Raw genomic sequence first — 20,109 nt, 5'->3', positions numbered from 1 at the left:
TAGCCTGTTCTTGTTGTGCTGCCCAGTTATCAAAAACATATTTAAGCTCTCCTGTTACTGGAAACTTAATTTTGCGGCTATTCTCTGCTTTTTTTGTTTTACTGGGCGTAAAGGTAAGTGTGGTTTGGTTATTAAATTGGTTAAACAGTAAGTTTTCCCATTTTAAAGCGTAAATATCAGATGGGCGCATACCTGTTAAGCGAGCAATATGGCAAAAAGGAATAAACCAGTGCGGGTAAGTGTAATTATCTAAGTTTATTAGATGACTTTTACCGTGGGCTATACTTGAACGTCTTTTCTTTTTTAAGCTATCGGAGTAAAGCGCTAACCCCGTACTTATTTGCTGTTTAACCTTATCGCTGAATATATCGCGCTGGTGGCTTAGCTTCTCGTTATGGGCTTCTAACGCGTCTTGCTCTTTAATTGTAAGCGCAGGCAACGTAAAGTTTTTAATAGGATTAACTTTTAGAATCGGCTCACTCACTCCCCTTAAAGGTTGAGTAGCATAGTTGAGCATGGCTTTAAATGCGCCATAATCTCTTATTAGCGTTGAACGCATAATGCCTTTGCTTCTGCGCTTGTTGTACCACTCTAAAATATCAGCACTATTTAGCTTATCCATATCGCGATCAAATAAGTGCGAAAAGTTATGCTTAATACCTTTTAAAGTACCTGCGCCATATCTGTAATTATCTATTTTATGCGGGGTATAAATGGACTCAAAAAATACCCCAACCTTTAAATATACATTGGCCGCTTTTTGTTGTTCTACTTCTCGCTGGGTTTGGGCAAGTTCCTCTTTATAAGAAAGTGGATCAATTCCCTCTTGTAATTTGGCCTTCCATGAGATAGCCTCTGCTGCTGCTTGGTTAGGTTTGGTGTTTGTATCGGCAATAGTGGCAGTTCTGCGTTTACCTAATAGGTCGGTATATCGCAAGCGCCAAGCGCCACCTTGGGAAAGTTTTAAATAGAAGAAGCCTGATATTTTATCGCACCCTAGCTGCTGTCGTGGTGTCGCATTTTTTTTGAATGCTGATAATTTAGCTTGTGTAATAGAAGTTAAATCTGCCATGTTAAAACCGAGCGTGTAGCCAATGTGTAGCCATTATAGCTTAACCTTGAGAAATAAACAGACACTCAGTGAAATAACAAATTATATAAAATCAGATAGTTAAAACAAAACATTAAACAAAACAATGACAAAAACTGTCATGGGGTGGCAGGGGTCGAGAGTTCGAATCTCTCCATACCGACCATTTAAATCCCTTCTAAATCTTTTTTCTCATAAAATTTCCTTTTACAAAATTAATCATGATAATTTCATCAATATTAAACTAGCGATTAACTAACACATATAAGACTGATTATTGCTTTGATAAGTAAATTGTTAAACCCGCTAATTGCCTAGAAAAATTAGCGCTCATTTTTGCAAATGCTATATTTTTAGCAACATCAATTTACAATCAAGTACAGCACTGCGCCCTCTATGAAAGTGTAATTTAAGACAATGTCGCTATTAAAATAATTTCCCTTTATATAATTTAAGCTATTAAAATTTAATTCAAAAACTTACTTTGGCATGCAATTACCGCTATAAACTACCTTGCTGTACTCTCCTGAAAAGTCGCTAATGCTCACCGAATTGATGGTAAACGCACTTTTGCTTATCAACCATTGCCCGTCACTTTGCTTTTCAAATTCGTCGAGGTAGTAGCCGCCTAGCTGCACGTGCAGCTTATCTTGGGTATTAATGCTTTGAAAACGTAAACTCACTTTAGCTTTGGCGTGGTTATCCCCAAGCTTTAAAAACATTGGGTTTTGCGCGTGGTGCATATCTACAATATGTTCGTGGCAGCCTAACTCTTTATAAACTGCAACAAACGCTTCACGACGGTTAAATTGGCCTATATGCCCAAAATCAATGTCTACTTCACCGCTAACAAAACACGCTAATACCTGATCTGGCTGCTTTTCATCGCAGGCGTTTAAATAACGGTGTTTTAGTTCTAATATGGCTTGCTTGTCTTCGAGTTGCGCTAAGCGCTGCGCTGTGGTTAGTAACTGCTGCATGACATTCCTTTGTTTGTTATGGTTAAATTTTAAACTCATCTTTTATACTAATGCTTTACGTGCTAATTTCAATAGCAAACTCATTATATTAACTATATGTAATATTTAGTTTTAAAGGCTAATGCACACATATGTTTAGCCGCTTCAACCTAAGACAACTGTTATAGAGTGTCGACTTTTAAATAGAGGGAAATCATGCAACAGGAAACAGCAAAAGTTGCCATTGTAACCGGTGCTAGTCGCGGTGCAGGCAAAGGCATTGCTTTAGCGTTAGGTAAAAAAGGGATGATTGTGTATGTTACTGGGCGCAGTACACAAAGTGGCTCAGCATTCGGGTGGGATGGCTCAGCGTTACCAGGTACAGTGTATGAAACCGCTGAGCAAATTAACCTAGCTGGCGGCACAGGTATCGCCGTAGTGTGCGATCATAGTGATGATGCGCAAACCGCGGCCTTATTTTCTCAAGTGGAGAAAGAGCAAGGCCGTTTAGATATTTTGGTTAATAATGCCACGTTTATCCACCAGCAATTAATTGAACAAAAACCATTTTGGCTAAAAGAACTGGATGCCGCTAAAGTATTAGATGTTGGCTTGCGATCCGCGTATGTCGCTAGTTGGCATGCAGCTAAGTTAATGGCTAAACAAAACAGTGGATTAATTATATTTGGCTCTTCATTTGGCGCAAGTTGTTACCTTCATGGCCCCGCTTATGGTGCGCAAAAGGCCGGAATAGATAAGTTAGCGCATGATATGGCGGTTGACTTTAAAGGCACCGGTATGCGGGCTGTTTCAATTTGGATGGGACCATTATTAACCGAGCGTTCGGCCATTGCTGGCAAACTCGATCAAGAGCAGTATCAACAGTTTATGGCAACCGCAGAGTCACCGGAGTTTATCGGCGAGATTGTGTATGCGATTGCTAATGATAGCAAAAATGATGAACTAAATGGCCACACGGTGATTGCTGCTGAAATAGCAAAGCGGTTTAATATTACTGATCGGGATGGCTTACAACCACCCTCTTATCGCGATATGTTAGGAGCGCCGAACGAGCCTAACCCAGCTGTGATTTATTAATCTATGTCGGCTGAGTAACGACAGCCGCAATTTTGGCCGTTGTTACTCGTACGAAAATAGCTTAATCTACTTCATTCATAGATTTTTCATTAAAAAAAGCAATGAGTTATAGCTGTGCTTTACTGCAATACTAGTCGCTATTAGTGCTTTCTTGATACGCCGTTTCGCACCATATCTTGGCCTTGCTGAAATACTTGTTCGGTTATGCCGCGTGCTAACAATAATTGTTGCTGCTCATTAAATACCGCAACAAAGCGGCTGCCATCGGCATTGTTGGTGGCCATACCCACGCCGGCAACGCCAGTTAAACCAAATCCACCGTTTTCAACTTTCAGTAAAAAGTTTTCAAGTTCGGCTAAGTTATCAATTACATTTTGCTCGTTATTCATGGTTATCGCCTTTGAATTATGCACTGCGCGAGGCGAAGTACTTACATTTACACTGGCTGCTATTTTATAGATCCTAAACAAAAACTTAAACCTTTTCGCCACCGCGGTATGAATATAACTGCTACACTACGGCTTTCGTTATTACCCTAGCTGGCGCACAATGAAAGACTGTAATCAATGCGGTAAATGTTGTATCAAATATGGCGGGGGCGACCTTGCCGCCACTACAGAGGAAATTGCTTTATGGGAGCTGTTTAACCCAGAGATTTTTGCCTATGTTAACAATGGGCAAATATGGTTTGATCCTATCGCAAATGTTAAGCTAACTCGCTGCCCTTTTTTAGAAGTTGAGCCCAACAGTAACCCGCAGGCACCGGCTAAATACAGCTGCAGTATTTATTTAGACAGACCCGAAGATTGCCGTCATTACCCAAGCCTCATTAGTGAAATGATCAACGATGAATGCGAAATGATTGAAATTACCGATTTGTCGCAGCCTACTAAAGCGCAGCAACAGTTAGACTTTATTATGCAAGACTCTCGCCCTGCCGGTTATTAGCGCCGCTCAATATTACTGAGAGTATTGCGCGCACACGCCGCTTATGCCCTCAGTAACTTATGAATTAGGTGTGTTAAGCATGCACTTTAAAAGCGACTCACCTTAAGCGCTAACTTGCTAATAGCGCAGCCATATTGGCTGTTATTAATGCGATAATAGCCGCTATTGCTTGTTTTCAAGAGGCTAATTAAAAACTCATCTTGCTGCGCAACGGCACTTTTCTCCTGGCTTAAACACATCGCCTGCGTAAGTGAGCGTAATTTGCCCGCGGTTAATATACTGCCAAAGCGCTGCAATGGGAGTGACGGTATTTTTATAGGGGCAAGCGCCTGGCTAATGCTACGCTGGCTGAGTGAAAAGGTATGATCATTAATATCAATTACACTGCCTGCTGGCCAATATGAGTAACTGTATTGCTGCTTACCTTGGGCTGTTAAATGCACTACTCCCCTATTACCTATCACAGTCATAACATTACCTGTAGCTGATTTTATAACCACCAGCGCCGTGTTGCTATCAATACCAAAACCATGCTGTTGCTGCGTTTTATCAAGTATTGTTGCGAGCCTAAAGGTGCGGTTTTGCTCACTAAACTGAGTGTCTAATACGCCAAAATCAAATGTCGCTAAGCCCCCATCAGGCTGAAAACGCAGGCTATCTTGTTTATCGGCTCTAAGTGCCGATAAACTTGATCCTGCTAACACTGAAGCGACTTTACCACTGGGGTTACTGCCGCCACTTTGCATTGCAGTAGCCCCATTACTTGCCACTATCACTGGGCGCGTTTGCAGTGCGTGCGTCCACGGATAGGCTTGATTGTTATCGTCAAACAGAATGCGGCGCAGCGCAGCTTGCTCATCGCCATTAAAATATACGCCGGTACTGTTGTTAATAAGCGCAACAATCCCCTCAATACCTTGCTTACACAGGTTGTACTCGGCCTCAGTATACTTCGAGTATATCGCCTCACGGTTATACAGTTGCATTTCAGAGTGCCTAAGCGCCGGCAACTGCTCGCAACGATTACTGCTAATCGCTTTAGCCAACGCCGGAGTTAACGCCAGCCATTGACTAGTAACACCGCGAATGTCGAATAGCCCCTGATTGGCATCGGCAGCCGCATAAGGATCGCGATTAGCGGCAGTAATGGTCAATATACTGGGTGTTGCACTGGCTACTTTTAAACTGCCGTTGATAAACTGCATAATTTCGTTGGCACTGTTGGGATTTTTTAGGCTAGCTTTATGGTGCGCCGTTAAACGTTGCTGTTGATGGTTAATTGCAGGCACCTCAAGCATATCAAACACAAAATTGAATTCTTGTACTGACAAGCTATTTAGTTGGGCATTATCTATATCGCGCCAGAGCCATAACAGTTCAGATTTAGTCATCGGCTGTGCGGCTTTTTCTGCAAGAGCCAATAAACTTGCCGCTGTGTTATTTTTGTTTTGTTGGTTCGTGCTCGGCCATTGTTGGCGAATATGGCTAATTTGTGTTTTTGAAACACTATACATCGGGGCTGACTTACCCGCTATTTGCGTGTTTTCATCACAGTTTTGCGGCGCTAAACGGCTACAACTGTTTAATTCACTGCCAATTAAAATGAGTGTTTGGCTTTGCTCTGCTGCCACTATGCTCGTTGAAAAACTCAAACTAAAAGCACAGCCTAAAACACCTGTTACGCGAAGTAATCTACTCAGTTGAAAAAAATATGTCATCATGCCACCCATAGCAACCAATCAGTAACTCAATAAAACCTATGCTACTCATTTATTAAAATTTGAACGTTTATTTTAAAGTGCTCAGTAATCAATGCAAACCACTCACTAAACAAAATTAAACAGCCTGTTTATTGAGCAAAAATATTGTTTAACTTACGCTTATTCTTTAGGCGCTAGAAAGGTGACGCATGGATCTTTCTAAAGAAGAGCTCGATTTTATATCGCAATTATTTACGTCAGAGCAAACATCCCTGTCGCCCTCTAACGCGATGCTCACTTTGCAAGCGAATATTCCCACCGGCATTGCTCAGTTATTAACGCAGAGTCAGTTAACGCTGCTTGCTGAAGTGGCGCATTATCAACTGTGGTTTCCGCTGCAGCTAAAAATCAATAGTAGCGGCGAGTTAACGCCTATTTTAACTGCGCCCGAAGTCATTGATACCCAAGGTACACAACGTAGCTGGCGTTGGCAGCAATTAAATATTCAAAATCAAGACTTCAGTATTGAATCAATATCCAGTACCGGTATTTTTTTAAAACCCAACGCCGCAGGTAAAGTGAAAACCCTGGCAAAAATTCACCATCTTGAGTTTACCTTACCTAATAAACAGCAGGTTGCTATGGATATAGAGCCCGTAAGGCAAAACAGACAGGGGATTGCGGCTAAAATCATTCATATTCAGCAAGGCAAAGAGCAATTAAGAGCCTACCTATTTGAGCAACATAAACGCCAGTTTGCTAACTTGTACCAACATCAGCTGTTAGCTACTTCGCCGAGTTAAACGCATTAGAGGCAATATCAATGGCATAATTTTCTTGCAGCAGCTCTTTAACAAATACCGATGGCTGCTGCGCGTCCGCAATTAAGTAGGCCTTATACTTGGCACGAGTTAGCCCAACATAAAACAAACGCCGCTCTTCTGAATCAGCAAAGCTGTCTTGACGGGGCAATAACGATTCTAATAACGGATCCGTTTGCTGACTACTTGGAAAGCCAAACTTACCCTGCTCTAAGCCCACTATTATACAGTAATCGGCCTCGAGTCCCTTAGCACTGTGTAACGTTAAAAACGTCACGTTTGTCGCTTTCGCTTGCGTTGCAAAATGCTGCTGCAGTAAATTAAGTGTGTAGCGATAACGACTCAACACCGCAATACTGGCATGTTTATGCTGGCTTTGAATAATACTGATGGTGTGCTGCGTTTTGAGTGCCAGCGACTTTTTTCCGTCGACTAAGTTATCTAATAAAATAACTTGCGGCGCATCAACCTGGTGTTGGGTGGTGATGTGTTTTTTATATTGCTCTGGGTTTTGCATCACAAAGCGCCCCGCAACATCGCTAATGCTATTGTTATAGCGAAAGGTTTTTTGTAACACAGTGAGCGAGTGGCTCCCCACCAATTCATTAAAGCGCGTGGTTAGGGCTAAATTGCCTCCAGAAAAACGGTAAATAGCTTGCCAGTCGTCGCCTACGGCGGTAAAGCGCACCTGTGGCCCCTGGTTTATTAAACTATTTAATAACGCCATTCGTGCCGTTGAGATATCTTGAAACTCATCTACTAAAATGTAACGCCACGGCACCTTGACTTGTCGCTTTGCTACCGCCTGAGTTGCGCGTAAAATCATGTCATCAAAATCTAGCTGCTGTGCGCTGAGCTCGGCTTGATACGCACGGTGAATGGCACAAAGCAACTGCGTAGCAGCACGCTGATTGGGGTGTTTAGCATGGCTTATACGCTGTGCAATGTCGCTGTTGGTTAGTTGCTCCGCCCTGATCGCTTGTAAACATTTTATATATTTATCAACTTCGTGTTTCAGCTGCCCCGACTGCGTGAGTGATGCCACTAATTGCGCGGCATTACGCGGACTGTTAGCAGTATTAATTGGTTTATCGAGTAGCGTAATAAAGCGCTGTAAAAATGCGGGCGCTGTACACATTTGTTCGGTTAACCATTGCGTTAACCAACGCGTAAGCGCAGCGTGATCTGTGGCAAGCGGCGATACTTCGCAGCGTTGATTCACTTGCTGCAGCAACTGCAGCCCTAATGCATGAAAAGTAAAAATAGCGGGAGGCTGGCAAGCCAAGTTAGCTTGCTCAGCGCGCTGCTTAAAACGGGTTTTAAGCTCCTCGGCGGCCGTTTTATTATACGCAAGTAGCAGTATTTGCTCGGCTGTGGCTTGCTTGGTAGCAACTAAATGCAACACTTTAGCAATCATAACCGATGTTTTACCGGTGCCGGCGGCAGCTAATACTAAGTTTTTATCGTTGTTGCGAATAACCGCTAAGCGCTGCTCTTTAGTCAGTGGGTTTGACTCTACGTTATTAAAAAATTCATTGTGTTGCTTAAGTTGTTGGCGCTCAAACTTAGTCCGTAGTTGCGCGATTGCTGTGTCTTTATCTGCAGCAGTTGCCAATACCGCTAAAAATTTAATGCTGCTTGGCGATAAATATTGCTGCCAAACGTGGCTGTTTTGCTGGTAACTTGCACTCAAAGCGAATACCTCATTGTGTAAACGAGGAATGTTGCTGTCGCGTAAATACTCATCTAACGCGACCTGCTTTAATAGTAACTTGGCATTGGTAATTTTTTCTTCAAGTAACAGCGCAACAGCTTGGTTAATAGCCTGATTTAATGCTGCCGCATCAGCTTTATGTAAAAAGCTGATGCGGGTATTAGCAGCATCAGCTAATTGCAGTTTAGCGCTAAATAAACGGGGTTTTAATAGCGAAAAAGAGCGAAAGTCACTGAGCGAAAAAGACTGGCTACTGGCATCATTAAACGCCACCACTAAGCAATGTTCTTCTAAACATAACTGCTTAACACGGCTAAAAAAGCGCCCTAACCAACTTGCTGTGGCAATATACTGCGCCATACTACTGATACTCTAAATATTGCAATAAAACGATTGTAACATATTCTTTTATAAACCTTTTAATATAACTATTGGGTAATAAAGTAGCAACATAGCGAGTTTGGTTAAAAATATAATACACCACGCTGTCGTTTTAATTTGCGCGATATTTTACACAGCGTTAAGCTATGCTTTTCTTACATAATGTTTCCCATTGCAGTTAACGCCTATTGTTTTAAGCAGGCTAACTGTAATGGCTATAAGGTTTATTATGACAACCAGCAGATACCCGATTGGCACCCCCGGTAAAAAGTGGAACGACGACGATAAGGCTGCTTGGCTCAGCCAACAAAACATAAAGCGCAGTTACCAACAAGAAGTAGTTACTTTAATTGATGAACTTAACAACACGCTAGAAGTACAGCAATACGGTGAGCTAAATTATGCTGCGGGTAGCTACCCTTTGTACGTGCTAAAAACCGCTAATTTTGATGCAAACAAAGCCACCGTTTTAATTACCGGCGGCGTACATGGTTACGAAACCAGTGGTGTACATGGCGCACTGCGATTTGCTAAAACCATGGCACAACACTATGCGACGCATTTTAACTTAATTATTGCCCCGTGCATTAGCCCTTGGGGCTACGAAACAATAAATCGTTGGAACCCAGACGCCGTTGATCCAAACCGCTCGTTTTATGAGGGCAGTCCCGCACAAGAGTCGGCGGCGATTATGGCGTATGTAAAATCACTGCAAATTGAGCTCGTTGCGCATATAGATTTGCACGAAACAACCGACTCAGATAATAGCGAGTTTCGCCCCGCACTTGCCGCGCGTGACGGCAAAGTAAACACCAACTGGAACATTCCCGATGGCTTTTATTTAGTGGCCGATAGCACCAAGCCAGAGCCAGAGTTTCAAAAAGCGATTATTGATGCCGTGGCGAAGGTCACGCATATTGCGCCAAGTGATGAAAACAACCAGCTGATTGGGGTACCACAAGAGCAGTTTGGGGTGATCAACTACGCAGCGCGCGAATTAGGGCTATGCATGGGCTTTACCAATGCGCCATATGTAACCACCACCGAAGTTTACCCAGACAGCCCAACGGCAAGCGACGAAGAGTGTATTTTAGCGCAGGTCGCGGTGATCAACGCCGCGTTAGATTATATTTTACAAAGCAACGAGTAATACGTCGTTTGTTTTAATACTCTATTTTCATTTAAAACAGGGGTAAATACACTGCATGGTATTTACCCCTGTTTATTAACAGCCATATTAAATCGTTGGGTTAATAACGGCCTTATTTATCGTGTTAAAAATGAGGTACTAGTTTAATTGCCCCATTTACCACTTGCATATCCAGCGGCAGTTTACTTAACAACGCTATTTTAGGGTCGCTCATATTGAGCTTGTACACTGGGTTCACGGCTAAAAAGCGGTTAATAATTTCCATCGCTTGCTCATCAAGCGCCGCTAAATTACCCTGATAGCCCCCCGCATCTACACTTGAGTTGAGTAGATTAATATTACGTAAAAATACCGCTTTTTTCTCACTGTCGTAAAACGGGCTGCCTTCTATTTGTAGCTTTAAACGCACCGGGTATTTTAATGCAAACGCATTAATATTAGCGATTGAGTCAGCGCCAAGCACCACGACATCACGGTTCTCTGGGCCAATATTCACGCTTAAATCGTTTACATTAAACTCCACCGGTAAGCCCATTAAACTTAATTTTTCACTCAATTTTGGCAGTTGTTGCTGTAATAACGACTCAACATCTGCATTACTAAATGAATACGCCGACATCCCTTGCGATAGCCCCTGAGTCGTATTACAGGCGGTTAAAAATAGTGCGCTAATAAACAGTAAAATTTTCATACAAAACTCACTCAATAATGATAATAAAAGTAGCTATAAAAAAGCCGCTTACACAGCGGCTTTTATCAAGATAGGCGCCCTAAATGGGTTACATACCTTAAGCTGCAAAAACAGCCTTTAACCGTGTTAGGGTGTCAGCATTCACCGACCCTGCACTTATCGCTAATAACTGTTTTAAATAATAGCTGATATCAGCGTGTTCGCCACGATGCTTATCATCAAGCATGGCTACTTGCTCGGCCATTCGCTGCGCCGCATCGCTGCTAGGTACATTGGCTAATATTTCCATTCGTGTCAGTAGTTGGGCGGCAGTTAATGAGGTTTTAACTGCCACTTGGTACTGATTCGGTATTGCTGCATTGTTTTCAAGTGCGCTAAACAGTGCTTCTAAATTTGCCTGCTCAGCTTTTATGGTCAGCCCAGCTATTTTATCGTCTATTGCAGTAAGTAACGCACTGACGCGAGACGATAACGTGTTAACTTGCTTATAGCCATTAACTTTTGCTTGCAAGTCATGCAGCTGTGCTTTGTCGTCTATTTGGCCAACCACAGCTTCAAGCTCACTAAACTCGGCGACTAACTGTTGGTCGCTTTCGTTTTGCTCAAGTTTTTGCTGCTCAAATTCACGACTACGCTTAGTAAATGCTTCATCGTTAAATTGACGAAACTTTTGCCATAACGCATTTTCGGCCTTTAAGCCGGCAAAACCAATCGTTTGCCACTGCTGCTGTAGATGCTTTAATTGTTCACACGCGGTGGCTAAGTCATCGCTTTGTGATAACTGTTGCGCTTGCTCAACTAATGCATTTTTTAGTGCCGCATTGCCCTTATGAAACGCACTTAGCGCCGCTAACACGTGTTGTTGCTGCGCTTTATAGCGGTCATTTAACACACGGTAGCTTTTCGGATCGACTTTGCCAGCACTGCGCCATGCTTTATTAATACGATTGTACTGACTCTCAAGTTGCTTCCAGTCTATTGCTGCTTCATCTGCAGCCTGCTCACTCAATGCTTGCATTTGGGCTATAATGGTTTCTCGTTGTTGCTTAGCCGCTTCGCGTTGCACTTCTTGCTCGGCAAAGTAGCTACGACAAGGTGCGAACAATAGCTCAATTTGTTGATCAAACTGCTCGCCTTGTTGTTTTTCTTCGTCACTCTCTAAACGCCCCAGCTCATTCCAACGCTTACGTAATGTTTTCACTAGATCTGCACGTTGTTGTGGATCAGTACATTCTTCGCCCACTAATGCACTCACTTCTTCTAACAAAGCGGCGCGTTTTGGCGCTGCGGCGTATTTTTGCCAATCTTTTGCTTCGGCTAATTGTGCTTCTAAGTCAGCTTTTAAATTAACCAGCGGCTGCTGATACTGCTCTGTTAAGGTAGAAAATAGCTCTTCAAAACCTTTAAACACACCAAATGCAACGTTAAATCGGCCTTCTTCAATGAGCCGTTTTACATCGCGTGCTTTGCGCTTTGCTTGGCTTTGATTTTTTTCCAGTGGTTTAGTCAGCTCACTCATCGCTGCTAAAAATTGTTTTTTATGTGCGTTAAGCTGCGCTTTAAACGTGCCCTGACGCTCGCTATCCAGCACATTTAAATGACTACGTGCCGCTTTAAAAGCAGTATTAAAGGCCGTTAATTGTTGATCATATTGGTCAAGCTGCTCGGCTGGTTTGATTTCGCTTAAGCTCGCAAAGGCTAACTTATACTGTGTAATTGCGTTGCTAAGCTCTGGCAATTTAGCCACTTGGGTAAATAACTGCTGTAGCTTGTTAATTACTTTGGCAGATTGTGCATTATCAGCTATGTCGGTTTCGCTCAGTGCTTGTTGTGCTTGCGCGACCTTGGCATTTAACCAGTCTTGCTGAATTTGCTCCGGCGTTTCTAAGCCCAGCTGTAATGCGTTGTCTATTTCTTCGCTCAGTGCTTCAAGTGTGGCTAGTGCCAATAATTGACGCTGCTGTAGCGCGAGTTGCTGTTGCTGTTTTTCATGCTCAACACGCAATTGCGCAATATGAGTATCAAGTTTTTGCGTTAGCTGGGTATACTTTTCAGCGACAGCCTTAGCATGTTCAGCATCTAGCCACTTTAGCTCTAGCTGTTGCCATTGCGCGGTTAAATCACTAATTTGCTGACTCACGCTGGCATAATCACCTTTTTCACGCAGAGCATTAAGCTTGGCCAAAATAACTCGGCTTTCGTTTTGTACTTGTAATGGCATTTGCTGCGCTAAACGGGCATTTTCAGTATGCGCTTCAAGAGCGGCTTTGGCACTGCCCTGTGCATGTTTAATAACAGCTTTAACTAACTGGTGCGTAATAACCAGCTCAACTAATTGCACTTGTAACTCTTCGCTGCCTTGTTTAAACGCTTTTTCGATGAGCTTTGCATTTGCTAAACGCTTTAATAATTTAACCCGTACTTGTAACTCTTTTTCGGCAAAGGCGAGCTTTTCAAGGGTTTTTACTGGGGCAAAGCGTTCGATGTACTCATTTTTAATTGGTTCAGGTAGGCTACTTTCATTATTAAGCACCGCTGAAGATATATGCTGCTCTGCAATGTCTTTTAACGCGTTATCTTGTTTATATGCTTGCCACCACAGTGGTAAGTCGTTTACTTTTTGCAGTGCTTTTCGGCGGATCTCTGCTGAGTTATCGTCTAATGCTAAGGCGCTTAATATTGTTGCGTCGCGTTGTACATCTAGCTTTTCAATGGCATCTAGACGGACTTGCTGCTTTGGGTGTTTCCATTTTGGCGTAAAAAGGTGCTTAAAGATCATGTTCACTAAACCTAGCTATTTCGTTGTCTGCGTTAAATTCTTTCTGTAATTGCGCTTTTGTCTTTTGGACCATTTCGCCATTAGTACCTATGGTAAATTGTTCATTGGTTTGTGCAACTTTAGCCTGATACAACATAACTAATTGCACAGTTTGCTGTTTTTGCTCATCTGATAACGGCGTGCCATCTGGCCACTTGCCCGTAGCCGCACCATATTGCAAACGTTCAAACAGTTCTGGGGTAATATTTTGTACTAGATTGTCGATATTCATGTCATTTTTTCTTTTTTAAAGTCACTAAAATAATACGATTAATAAGATACCAAATACAGCCCACGCCAATTGCGATGGTGTACGCATACCACTCGAGTGTTTTTTCTTGCGGTTGTAAGAAGTACAAACAAAAAAAGCCGCCTAAAAATAGGATCAGTGCTAAAAATGAGTGATTTATAAACATTTGCTGCTTTTTAATTCGCTGCTCGCGTTGAAGTTGCTGAATTTGCTCATCATTTAGTTCGGCAACATGACTGTCGCAATGCGGGCACTGCGGGTGTTTATCTGAGATTGACTTTGCACATTTGGGGCAACGAATAATCGCCATACATTTCTCCATACTACGCATAAAAAAAGCGCCTTGCGGCGCCTTTTATTGTACGTGTTTTATTGGTCGTTGTCTTTTTTGAATTTGACCCAATAAATCATTTTAGATTATTAAGCTTAGGTAATTTAACTTCATGCAACCTAAGGGCGATAAACACGCCCAGAACAATAACCGCTGAAGTGATTTATAGTGCGGGTTATTCAGCCTTTTTTGACTGCTTTTCCAGCCGTTTTTCCCAGAAAGTGGCGTTTTTAATCCCTAATTTTACTGGATCAAAGATGATTTCTCCGCCTTTTTTCTTCTGTTGTTCATAATCGCTCAAACAAGTTAAGGCCGGTTTAGCGACAAAGAAAATGGCTAAAATACCCACTATGTTGATCCACGCCATTAAGCCAACACCTATGTCGCCAATAGTCCAAATATAACCAGAGCTGTTAACCATGCCGTAGGCTACCATAAACATAATGACGAGTTTTACCGCAACAAGCGGAATGCTGCCTTTAAAGTAGCGATTCAAATACGCGATATTAGTCTCTGCAATGAAGTAATAAGCAAGTATTGTGGTAAAAGCAAAGAAGAATAAAGCGATGCCTACAAACGCTTCGCCAAAGCCACCAAATACACTAAACAACGCCATTTGAGTAAATGCAGCTGAGCCCACTTCAGTTGCCGCATCAACGTTTTGCACAATAAACTGACCCGCAGGTAATTCACCGACAATATTGTATTGCTGTGTAATTAAAATCATTAATGCCGTTGCTGTACATACAAAAAGCGTATCAACATAAACCGAAAAAGCTTGTACTAAACCTTGCTGTGCAGGGTGATCAACTTCTGCCGCAGCCGCAGCATGAGGGCCAGTACCTTGACCCGCTTCGTTTGAGTATATTCCGCGCTTAACACCCCAGCCAATTGCAGCACCAAAGCCTGCTTGAGCTGTAAATGCGTCACCAATAATAAGTGAGAAAATACCCGGTACTTTGTCTAAGTTTATAAATACGACAATTAAGGCGAGTACAATGTAACCAAGCGCCATAAATGGCACTACTATTTGTGTAAAGTTAGCAATGCGCTTGATACCACCGAAGATAATAAACGCTAAAACAATAAGAATAATCGCCAACGCAACAAGTTTAAAGCTGCCTACGTCACCAAAAGTTGTAGACACCAGCGTACCATCACCAAATACTTGAGTGAATGCGTTACCCACAGCATTGGCTTGCACACCCGGCAGGAAAACACCACAGGCTATAATTGCCGAGATAGCAAATAAAATAGCCAGCCATTTTTGCCCTAAACAACGGTCAAAATAATAGGCTGGGCCACCGCGGTATTGCCCGTCTTCTTCTAATTTATAAATCTGGCCTAATGTGGATTCTGCGTAGGCAGTACTTGCACCTAAAAAAGCAACAACCCACATCCAAAAAATTGCGCCTGGGCCACCAAAGCCTATTGCCGCAGCAACACCCGCAATATTACCAACCCCTACTCGCCCAGATAATGAAACAGCAAGAGCTTGAAAAGATGAGATCCCTTTTGCTGACGTATTAGGGCTAAATAATAACTTACACATTTCTTTAAAATGTCTAACTTGAGCAAATCGAGTTAATACTGAGTAAAATAAACCTGCGCCTAGGCATAAATAGATGAGTGCATTACTCCAAACAACATCATTAACGGCGCTTACAAAAGCTTCCATGAATATCCTCATAGTTATATTTATTATTATTACAATACTCTGCTACTCAGAATACCAGTTATAAGCTTTACGAAATAAGGGGTTAACCTTGTTCGTCTGTCTTATTGTTCGTTCGATATTAACTTAAGTGCCCAACCTTGTTAACCGTTAATTTTCAAAACAACTAATTATAGGAACAGGGATAACGTTTAACTAAGTGCAGGTTGATTGAGACCATACCTATTAAATCTAGCAAGCAGAGCTATTTAAAACGTTTAAGCGTTCTGCTCGGTCTATGATTTATTTTTTAGCACGGCCGGTTTAGCCAAAAAAGTAAAAAGGGTATCAATATTATTGATACCCTTTGAAACACGTGTTTTATCTTAAGTTGTCAACGACATTTAGAATAGCCGCTAAAGTATCTTGGCCAAATTGATATGAGCGACGATCTGACCAACCATAATCAGGATCGGGTAAATCGTTGTTATCTTTAAATGGCATTTCTACCGTATAAGTCAGCGCTTTAAATTCTTCAGCGGTTGCTGATGAACCTACTGTTAAGTTAGCTTGACCTGGTTCGTCTTTATCGTAGCCATGCGTATCTTGAAACTCTGGCGTAATGGTTAACAACGCGGCTTTAAAGCTGTCTTCTAAGTCTTTTAACCGTGCATCGTAACTTGGAATACCTTCACTGCCCGCAACAAAATTATACGGAATAGCTTCGTCACCATGAATATCAAGGTGCATGTCTAGGCCGGTCGCGCGCATTTTATTAAGTACTAAGTACACTTCTGGGCTATTTTCCATGCTTGGCGTTTGCCATTCACGGTTTAAATTAACCCCTTTTGCATTAGTACGTAAATGCCCACGTACACTGCCATCTGGGTTCATGTTTGGCACTATATAAAACACCGCTTTTGATAACAATGCTGCGGCATGTGGGTCTTCGTCGTCAAGTAGCTTGTGTATTAACCCTTCCACGAACCACTCGGCCATGGTTTCACCTGGGTGCTGACGAGCAGTGATCCAAATGGTTTTTTTATCGGCACTTGGCTGACCTATTTTAAGCACGCTCATGTCGCGGCCATCAAGCGTTTCGCCGAGTGTTTCTAATTGGCAGATTTCTTGGCTTTGTGCCCAGCTGAGTAAATCTAAATGACGTTCGTAACTGTAAGGCGCAAAATACGCAAAGTACACACTGCCGCATTCTGGCTCTATTTCAAAACTGAGGGTGCCGTTTTCATAGCTTGAAGGTACGCGGAACCAGGTTTGGCGATCATACGATGCCACTGCTTGGTAGTCGACCCAACCATCTGGATAAGCTGATTTTTCTAGGTTATTAATATTTAGCTTATGTAATTGGTAAGGCGTGGTTTCTAGGCGAAAATGGAACCACTGATAAAATTCAGACTGGTGATCATTATTAATTTCTAACTGGATATTTAATGGATCGGTGGCATCAATAACCTTGATATTACCACTGTCGAAATTGCTACTGATTTTCATGACAAAAAACCTATAAGTTGACTAAGTGTCTCTGGACTGCATAAATAGCCAGGATGTAAGTACGCTACAACAAGCCGTATCTAATGACTTAAAGCGTACCATAAGCGCTACGCTTTAAAAATATTGATAATTAAAAAAGCCAGCAAACGCTGGCTTTTTAATTTAGTACACTTTAATTAGTGCGGTAGGCTTGGGAATGACACTTCAGCCATATCGCGCATACAACGTACCACTTGGCAGCTGTAACCAAACTCATTATCGTACCAAACATAAAGTACGACACGGTTGTCATCAACAATAGTTGCTTGTGAATCTACAACACCGGCATAGCGGCTACCGACTAAATCGGTAGATACAATTTCAGTTGATGCGGTGTAATCAATTTGGTCACGCAACTCAGAGTGCAGTGCAGCATCGCGTAAAAACGCGTTTAGCTCTTTAACCGATGTGCCTGTTTCTAAATTAAGATTCAAAATAGCCAGTGACACATTAGGAGTTGGTACGCGAATAGCGTTACCGGTTAATTTACCTTCAAGCTCTGGTAGTGCTTTTGAAACAGCTTTTGCAGCGCCTGTTTCAGTAATAACCATGTTAAGCGCAGCCGCACGGCCACGACGATCAGCTTTGTGGTAATTATCAATCAGGTTTTGATCGTTAGTGTACGAGTGTACTGTTTCAACGTGACCATTTTTAATACCAAACTTATCGTTTAAGGCTTTAAGTGTGGGGGTAATGGCGTTAGTGGTACAGCTTGCAGCACAAACAATTTTATCTTCCGGTAAAATATCTTGGTTATTTACACCGTATACGATGTTTTTGATATTCCCTTTCGCTGGCGCTGTTAATAATACTTTTGCTGCACCTTTACACTCTAAATGCTGACCAAGCCCTGCTTCATCTTTCCAAATACCGGTATTATCAACAATTAGTGCATTATCGATACCGTAGGCAGTGTAATCAACTTCGCTTGGAGAGTTAGCGTAAATTACTTGAATGTAGCTACCATTCGCTTTAATAGCATTGCGCTCTTTATCAATGGTGATAGAGCCATTGAATGGGCCATGGATTGAATCGCGGCGCAATAAGCTAGCGCGTTTTTCAAGGTCGCCCTCTTTGCCGCCACGTACCACAATTGCACGTAGGTTTAAATCGGCATGTGGGCCTGATTTTTCAATAAGTAAACGGGCTAATAAGCGACCAATACGACCAAAGCCGTAAAGTACCACGTCACGTGGCTCTGTCGCTGGAGAATCAGCTATTTCTGCTAATTCATCTTTAACAAATTCTTCTACAGAACGACCATTTGCAGCGTCATTATACAAATAGTTATAAGCAAGCTTGCCGATATCGATACGTGCAGAGTTTAAATCCATTTTGCTAATCGCTTCTAGAAACGGGAAGCTTTCACGTAAACGTAATTTTGACCCTTCAAACTGCGCAACAGATTTGTGAGCTTTGATAATGTCAATGGTGCTTGCATTAACAAGAGGACGGCCATAAACAGCAATTTCAATACCACGACTACGGTAAAGCTTACCAATAATTGGTTGCATGCTTTCTGCATAATCTTGGCGCTCTTGCCAGCTACTTGTGTATTCTAACTCGTGAGATGAGGTCATTTTATTTACCTAAGTTAAACATTTTGAACGGATAGCCCTAGGCGATGCAACGATTGAAAGAGAGTTTATTGCCTCCCTTAAAATACCCACATACCTAGCGGACCGCCCTATTCTAATTTAATCTGGCTTTATTCTCTACTGTTAGGCGTTAAATGATTGCGTTAGAATAACATTAATTTAATAACATTAAGGGATGCAGATGGTGGTTAGACTCATAACATTACTAGGGATAGTGGCGCTTAGCGGCTGTGAAAAGCCCCTTACCTTAGCGCAAGTATGTAAAGAAACGCCTGGGTTTTGTACTGATTTAAATAAAGATAGCCACTGTAAAGCACTGCGCTCAAAGACGATACTGCAACGCTATGCGGAATATAATCAGCCTACTGATGAAAACAAATACCAATTACTGAAAAACTTTGAAGCCTATAATCAATGCATTACCTTAGCGGCTAAAATTGAGCACATTAAATTAAAAGAAAAAAAGACCTCCCGCATTGAAGGGCAACTCACCAGCGTAAAAGAAATGACACGCCTGTATCAAGAAACCACCAACACCAGTCACCCCGGCTTACTGTATTACCATTGGTCACGTAAGAATGATCAACACGCGCTCACTAAATTATTAGCCCTAGAAAATGATCCGCAGGTTACCGAAAGCGCAGAAATGCAGCTATTTCTAGCTTCTTACTATATAAAATTTGATGATGATAAGGCGATTAATTTACTTTATAAAACCTTAGAACTTAATGAAGCACAGCAAAAGCCTGATGCCGAAGTGTTTAAAGCGCTTATCAGCCTATTTTATAAACACGATAAGTTTAAACATGCCTATGTGTTTGCAAAGGTAGCGCAACTGGCAGGCGTCGAAAATATTGATATATTTGATATAGAGCAGCAGTTAGCTGACAGCGGCATTAACCTAACAAGTTTAGATACCCTCGCGTACAAAACCTTTGAGCAAATTGAGAATGGCGAATTTGTATCGCCGCGAGAATTTTAAAAACTGCAGGGTATAAAAAAGGCAGCTTACGCTGCCTTTTGTTATTTTGCTTTACTGGTGCCCACTTCTACTCGGGTTTTAAGTTTTTGCCCGGGTCTAAAGGTCACAACGCGACGCGCCGAAATAGGAATATCTTCCCCTGTTTTCGGATTACGTCCCGGTCTTTCTTTTTTATCTCGAAGATCAAAGTTACCAAATCCAGAGAGCTTGATCTGCTCGCCTTTTTCTAGCGCTGAGCGGATTTCTTCAAAAAACGCTTCCACTAAATCTTTGGCATCTTTTTTATTTATCCCGAGTTTTTCAAATAGGTGTTCAGCTATGTCGGCTTTAGTAAGCGCCATATCTAGTCCCTCAACGATGCATTAAACTGTTCGGC

Annotated in this window: 18 protein-coding genes; 5 read left to right on the top strand and 13 right to left on the bottom strand. The window is 42.1% G+C overall.

What is annotated here, in order from left to right:
* A partial coding sequence (locus tag ABYB02_RS06340) for an integrase arm-type DNA-binding domain-containing protein (RefSeq protein ID WP_372761619.1) occupies positions 1 to 1,072 on the bottom strand: 1,072 nt, incomplete at its 3' end.
* A gap of 497 nt (positions 1,073 to 1,569) precedes the next feature.
* Positions 1,570 to 2,070 carry a nuclear transport factor 2 family protein gene (locus ABYB02_RS06335; protein ID WP_372761618.1) on the bottom strand — a complete coding sequence of 167 codons (501 nt, stop codon included), beginning with the start codon at positions 2,068 to 2,070 and terminating at the stop codon, positions 1,570 to 1,572.
* A 195-nt stretch (positions 2,071 to 2,265) separates the two neighbouring features.
* Here ABYB02_RS06335 and ABYB02_RS06330 point away from each other — a divergent pair, with 195 nt between their 5' ends.
* On the top strand, positions 2,266 to 3,147 hold the full coding sequence (locus ABYB02_RS06330; RefSeq protein ID WP_372761617.1) for an SDR family NAD(P)-dependent oxidoreductase: 882 nt from the start codon (positions 2,266 to 2,268) through the stop codon (positions 3,145 to 3,147).
* Between the two features lie 140 nt (positions 3,148 to 3,287).
* Here the strand turns inward: ABYB02_RS06330 and ABYB02_RS06325 are convergent, their stop codons facing one another.
* Entirely contained in the window at positions 3,288 to 3,536 is a 249-nt protein-coding gene (locus ABYB02_RS06325) for a hypothetical protein (RefSeq protein ID WP_372761616.1), read from the bottom strand.
* A gap of 160 nt (positions 3,537 to 3,696) precedes the next feature.
* Here ABYB02_RS06325 and ABYB02_RS06320 point away from each other — a divergent pair, with 160 nt between their 5' ends.
* Positions 3,697 to 4,095: a YkgJ family cysteine cluster protein gene (locus ABYB02_RS06320; RefSeq protein ID WP_372761615.1), complete on the top strand. Its 399-nt coding sequence runs from the start codon at positions 3,697 to 3,699 to the stop codon at positions 4,093 to 4,095.
* Positions 4,096 to 4,181: 86 nt separating this feature from the next.
* Here the strand turns inward: ABYB02_RS06320 and ABYB02_RS06315 are convergent, their stop codons facing one another.
* Positions 4,182 to 5,747 (bottom strand): cyanophycinase, encoded by a 1,566-nt coding sequence (locus ABYB02_RS06315; RefSeq protein WP_372761614.1) that lies wholly within the window; start codon positions 5,745 to 5,747, stop codon positions 4,182 to 4,184.
* A 257-nt stretch (positions 5,748 to 6,004) separates the two neighbouring features.
* On the opposite strand from ABYB02_RS06315, the gene ABYB02_RS06310 reads away from it, so the two are divergent.
* Positions 6,005 to 6,598: a hypothetical protein gene (locus ABYB02_RS06310; protein ID WP_372761613.1), complete on the top strand. Its 594-nt coding sequence runs from the start codon at positions 6,005 to 6,007 to the stop codon at positions 6,596 to 6,598.
* On the opposite strand, the gene ABYB02_RS06305 is transcribed toward ABYB02_RS06310, so the two are convergent.
* Complete coding sequence (locus ABYB02_RS06305; RefSeq protein ID WP_372761612.1) at positions 6,582 to 8,690, bottom strand: UvrD-helicase domain-containing protein; 2,109 nt, start codon at positions 8,688 to 8,690, stop codon at positions 6,582 to 6,584. The genes ABYB02_RS06310 and ABYB02_RS06305 overlap by 17 nt on opposite strands.
* Before the next feature lie 250 nt (positions 8,691 to 8,940).
* Between ABYB02_RS06305 and ABYB02_RS06300 the strand changes: the two genes are divergently transcribed.
* Positions 8,941 to 9,861 carry a M14 family metallocarboxypeptidase gene (locus ABYB02_RS06300; protein ID WP_372761611.1) on the top strand — a complete coding sequence of 307 codons (921 nt, stop codon included), beginning with the start codon at positions 8,941 to 8,943 and terminating at the stop codon, positions 9,859 to 9,861.
* A gap of 124 nt (positions 9,862 to 9,985) precedes the next feature.
* Here ABYB02_RS06300 and ABYB02_RS06295 read toward each other — a convergent pair whose 3' ends face one another.
* From ABYB02_RS06295 to ABYB02_RS06265, 7 genes are all read right to left on the bottom strand, one after another.
* Positions 9,986 to 10,552, bottom strand: a complete 567-nt coding sequence (locus ABYB02_RS06295; RefSeq protein ID WP_372761610.1) for a DUF1439 domain-containing protein — start codon at positions 10,550 to 10,552, stop codon at positions 9,986 to 9,988.
* Positions 10,553 to 10,649: 97 nt separating this feature from the next.
* Positions 10,650 to 13,331, bottom strand: coding sequence for a DUF349 domain-containing protein (locus ABYB02_RS06290; protein WP_372761609.1), 2,682 nt, complete (start codon positions 13,329 to 13,331; stop codon positions 10,650 to 10,652).
* Entirely contained in the window at positions 13,321 to 13,602 is a 282-nt protein-coding gene (locus ABYB02_RS06285) for a YeaC family protein (protein ID WP_372761608.1), read from the bottom strand. Before ABYB02_RS06285 ends, ABYB02_RS06290 begins: the two co-directional genes overlap by 11 nt.
* Before the next feature lies 1 nt (position 13,603).
* Entirely contained in the window at positions 13,604 to 13,930 is a 327-nt protein-coding gene (locus ABYB02_RS06280) for a hypothetical protein (RefSeq protein WP_372761607.1), read from the bottom strand.
* 196 nt (positions 13,931 to 14,126) lie between these two features.
* Entirely contained in the window at positions 14,127 to 15,629 is a 1,503-nt protein-coding gene (locus ABYB02_RS06275) for an alanine/glycine:cation symporter family protein (protein ID WP_372761606.1), read from the bottom strand.
* Positions 15,630 to 15,986: 357 nt separating this feature from the next.
* The gene (locus ABYB02_RS06270; protein WP_372761605.1) at positions 15,987 to 17,114 is read right to left on the bottom strand and encodes a M14-type cytosolic carboxypeptidase; all 1,128 of its coding nucleotides are present in this window, start codon (positions 17,112 to 17,114) and stop codon (positions 15,987 to 15,989) included.
* A gap of 176 nt (positions 17,115 to 17,290) precedes the next feature.
* Positions 17,291 to 18,733, bottom strand: a complete 1,443-nt coding sequence (locus tag ABYB02_RS06265; protein WP_372761604.1) for a glyceraldehyde-3-phosphate dehydrogenase — start codon at positions 18,731 to 18,733, stop codon at positions 17,291 to 17,293.
* 199 nt (positions 18,734 to 18,932) lie between these two features.
* Between ABYB02_RS06265 and ABYB02_RS06260 the strand changes: the two genes are divergently transcribed.
* On the top strand, positions 18,933 to 19,733 hold the full coding sequence (locus tag ABYB02_RS06260) for a DUF2989 domain-containing protein (RefSeq protein WP_372761603.1): 801 nt from the start codon (positions 18,933 to 18,935) through the stop codon (positions 19,731 to 19,733).
* Between the two features lie 41 nt (positions 19,734 to 19,774).
* Here the strand turns inward: ABYB02_RS06260 and ihfA are convergent, their stop codons facing one another.
* The gene (gene ihfA, locus ABYB02_RS06255) at positions 19,775 to 20,074 is read right to left on the bottom strand and encodes an integration host factor subunit alpha (protein WP_011328574.1); all 300 of its coding nucleotides are present in this window, start codon (positions 20,072 to 20,074) and stop codon (positions 19,775 to 19,777) included.
* Positions 20,075 to 20,109 lie beyond the last annotated feature (35 nt).

The sequence above is a fragment of the Pseudoalteromonas sp. genome (genome assembly GCF_041613455.1).
Lineage (GTDB): Bacteria > Pseudomonadota > Gammaproteobacteria > Enterobacterales > Alteromonadaceae > Pseudoalteromonas.
The sequence above is the reverse complement of the archived record's forward strand: the minus strand, read 5'-3'. Positions and strand labels throughout refer to the sequence as shown.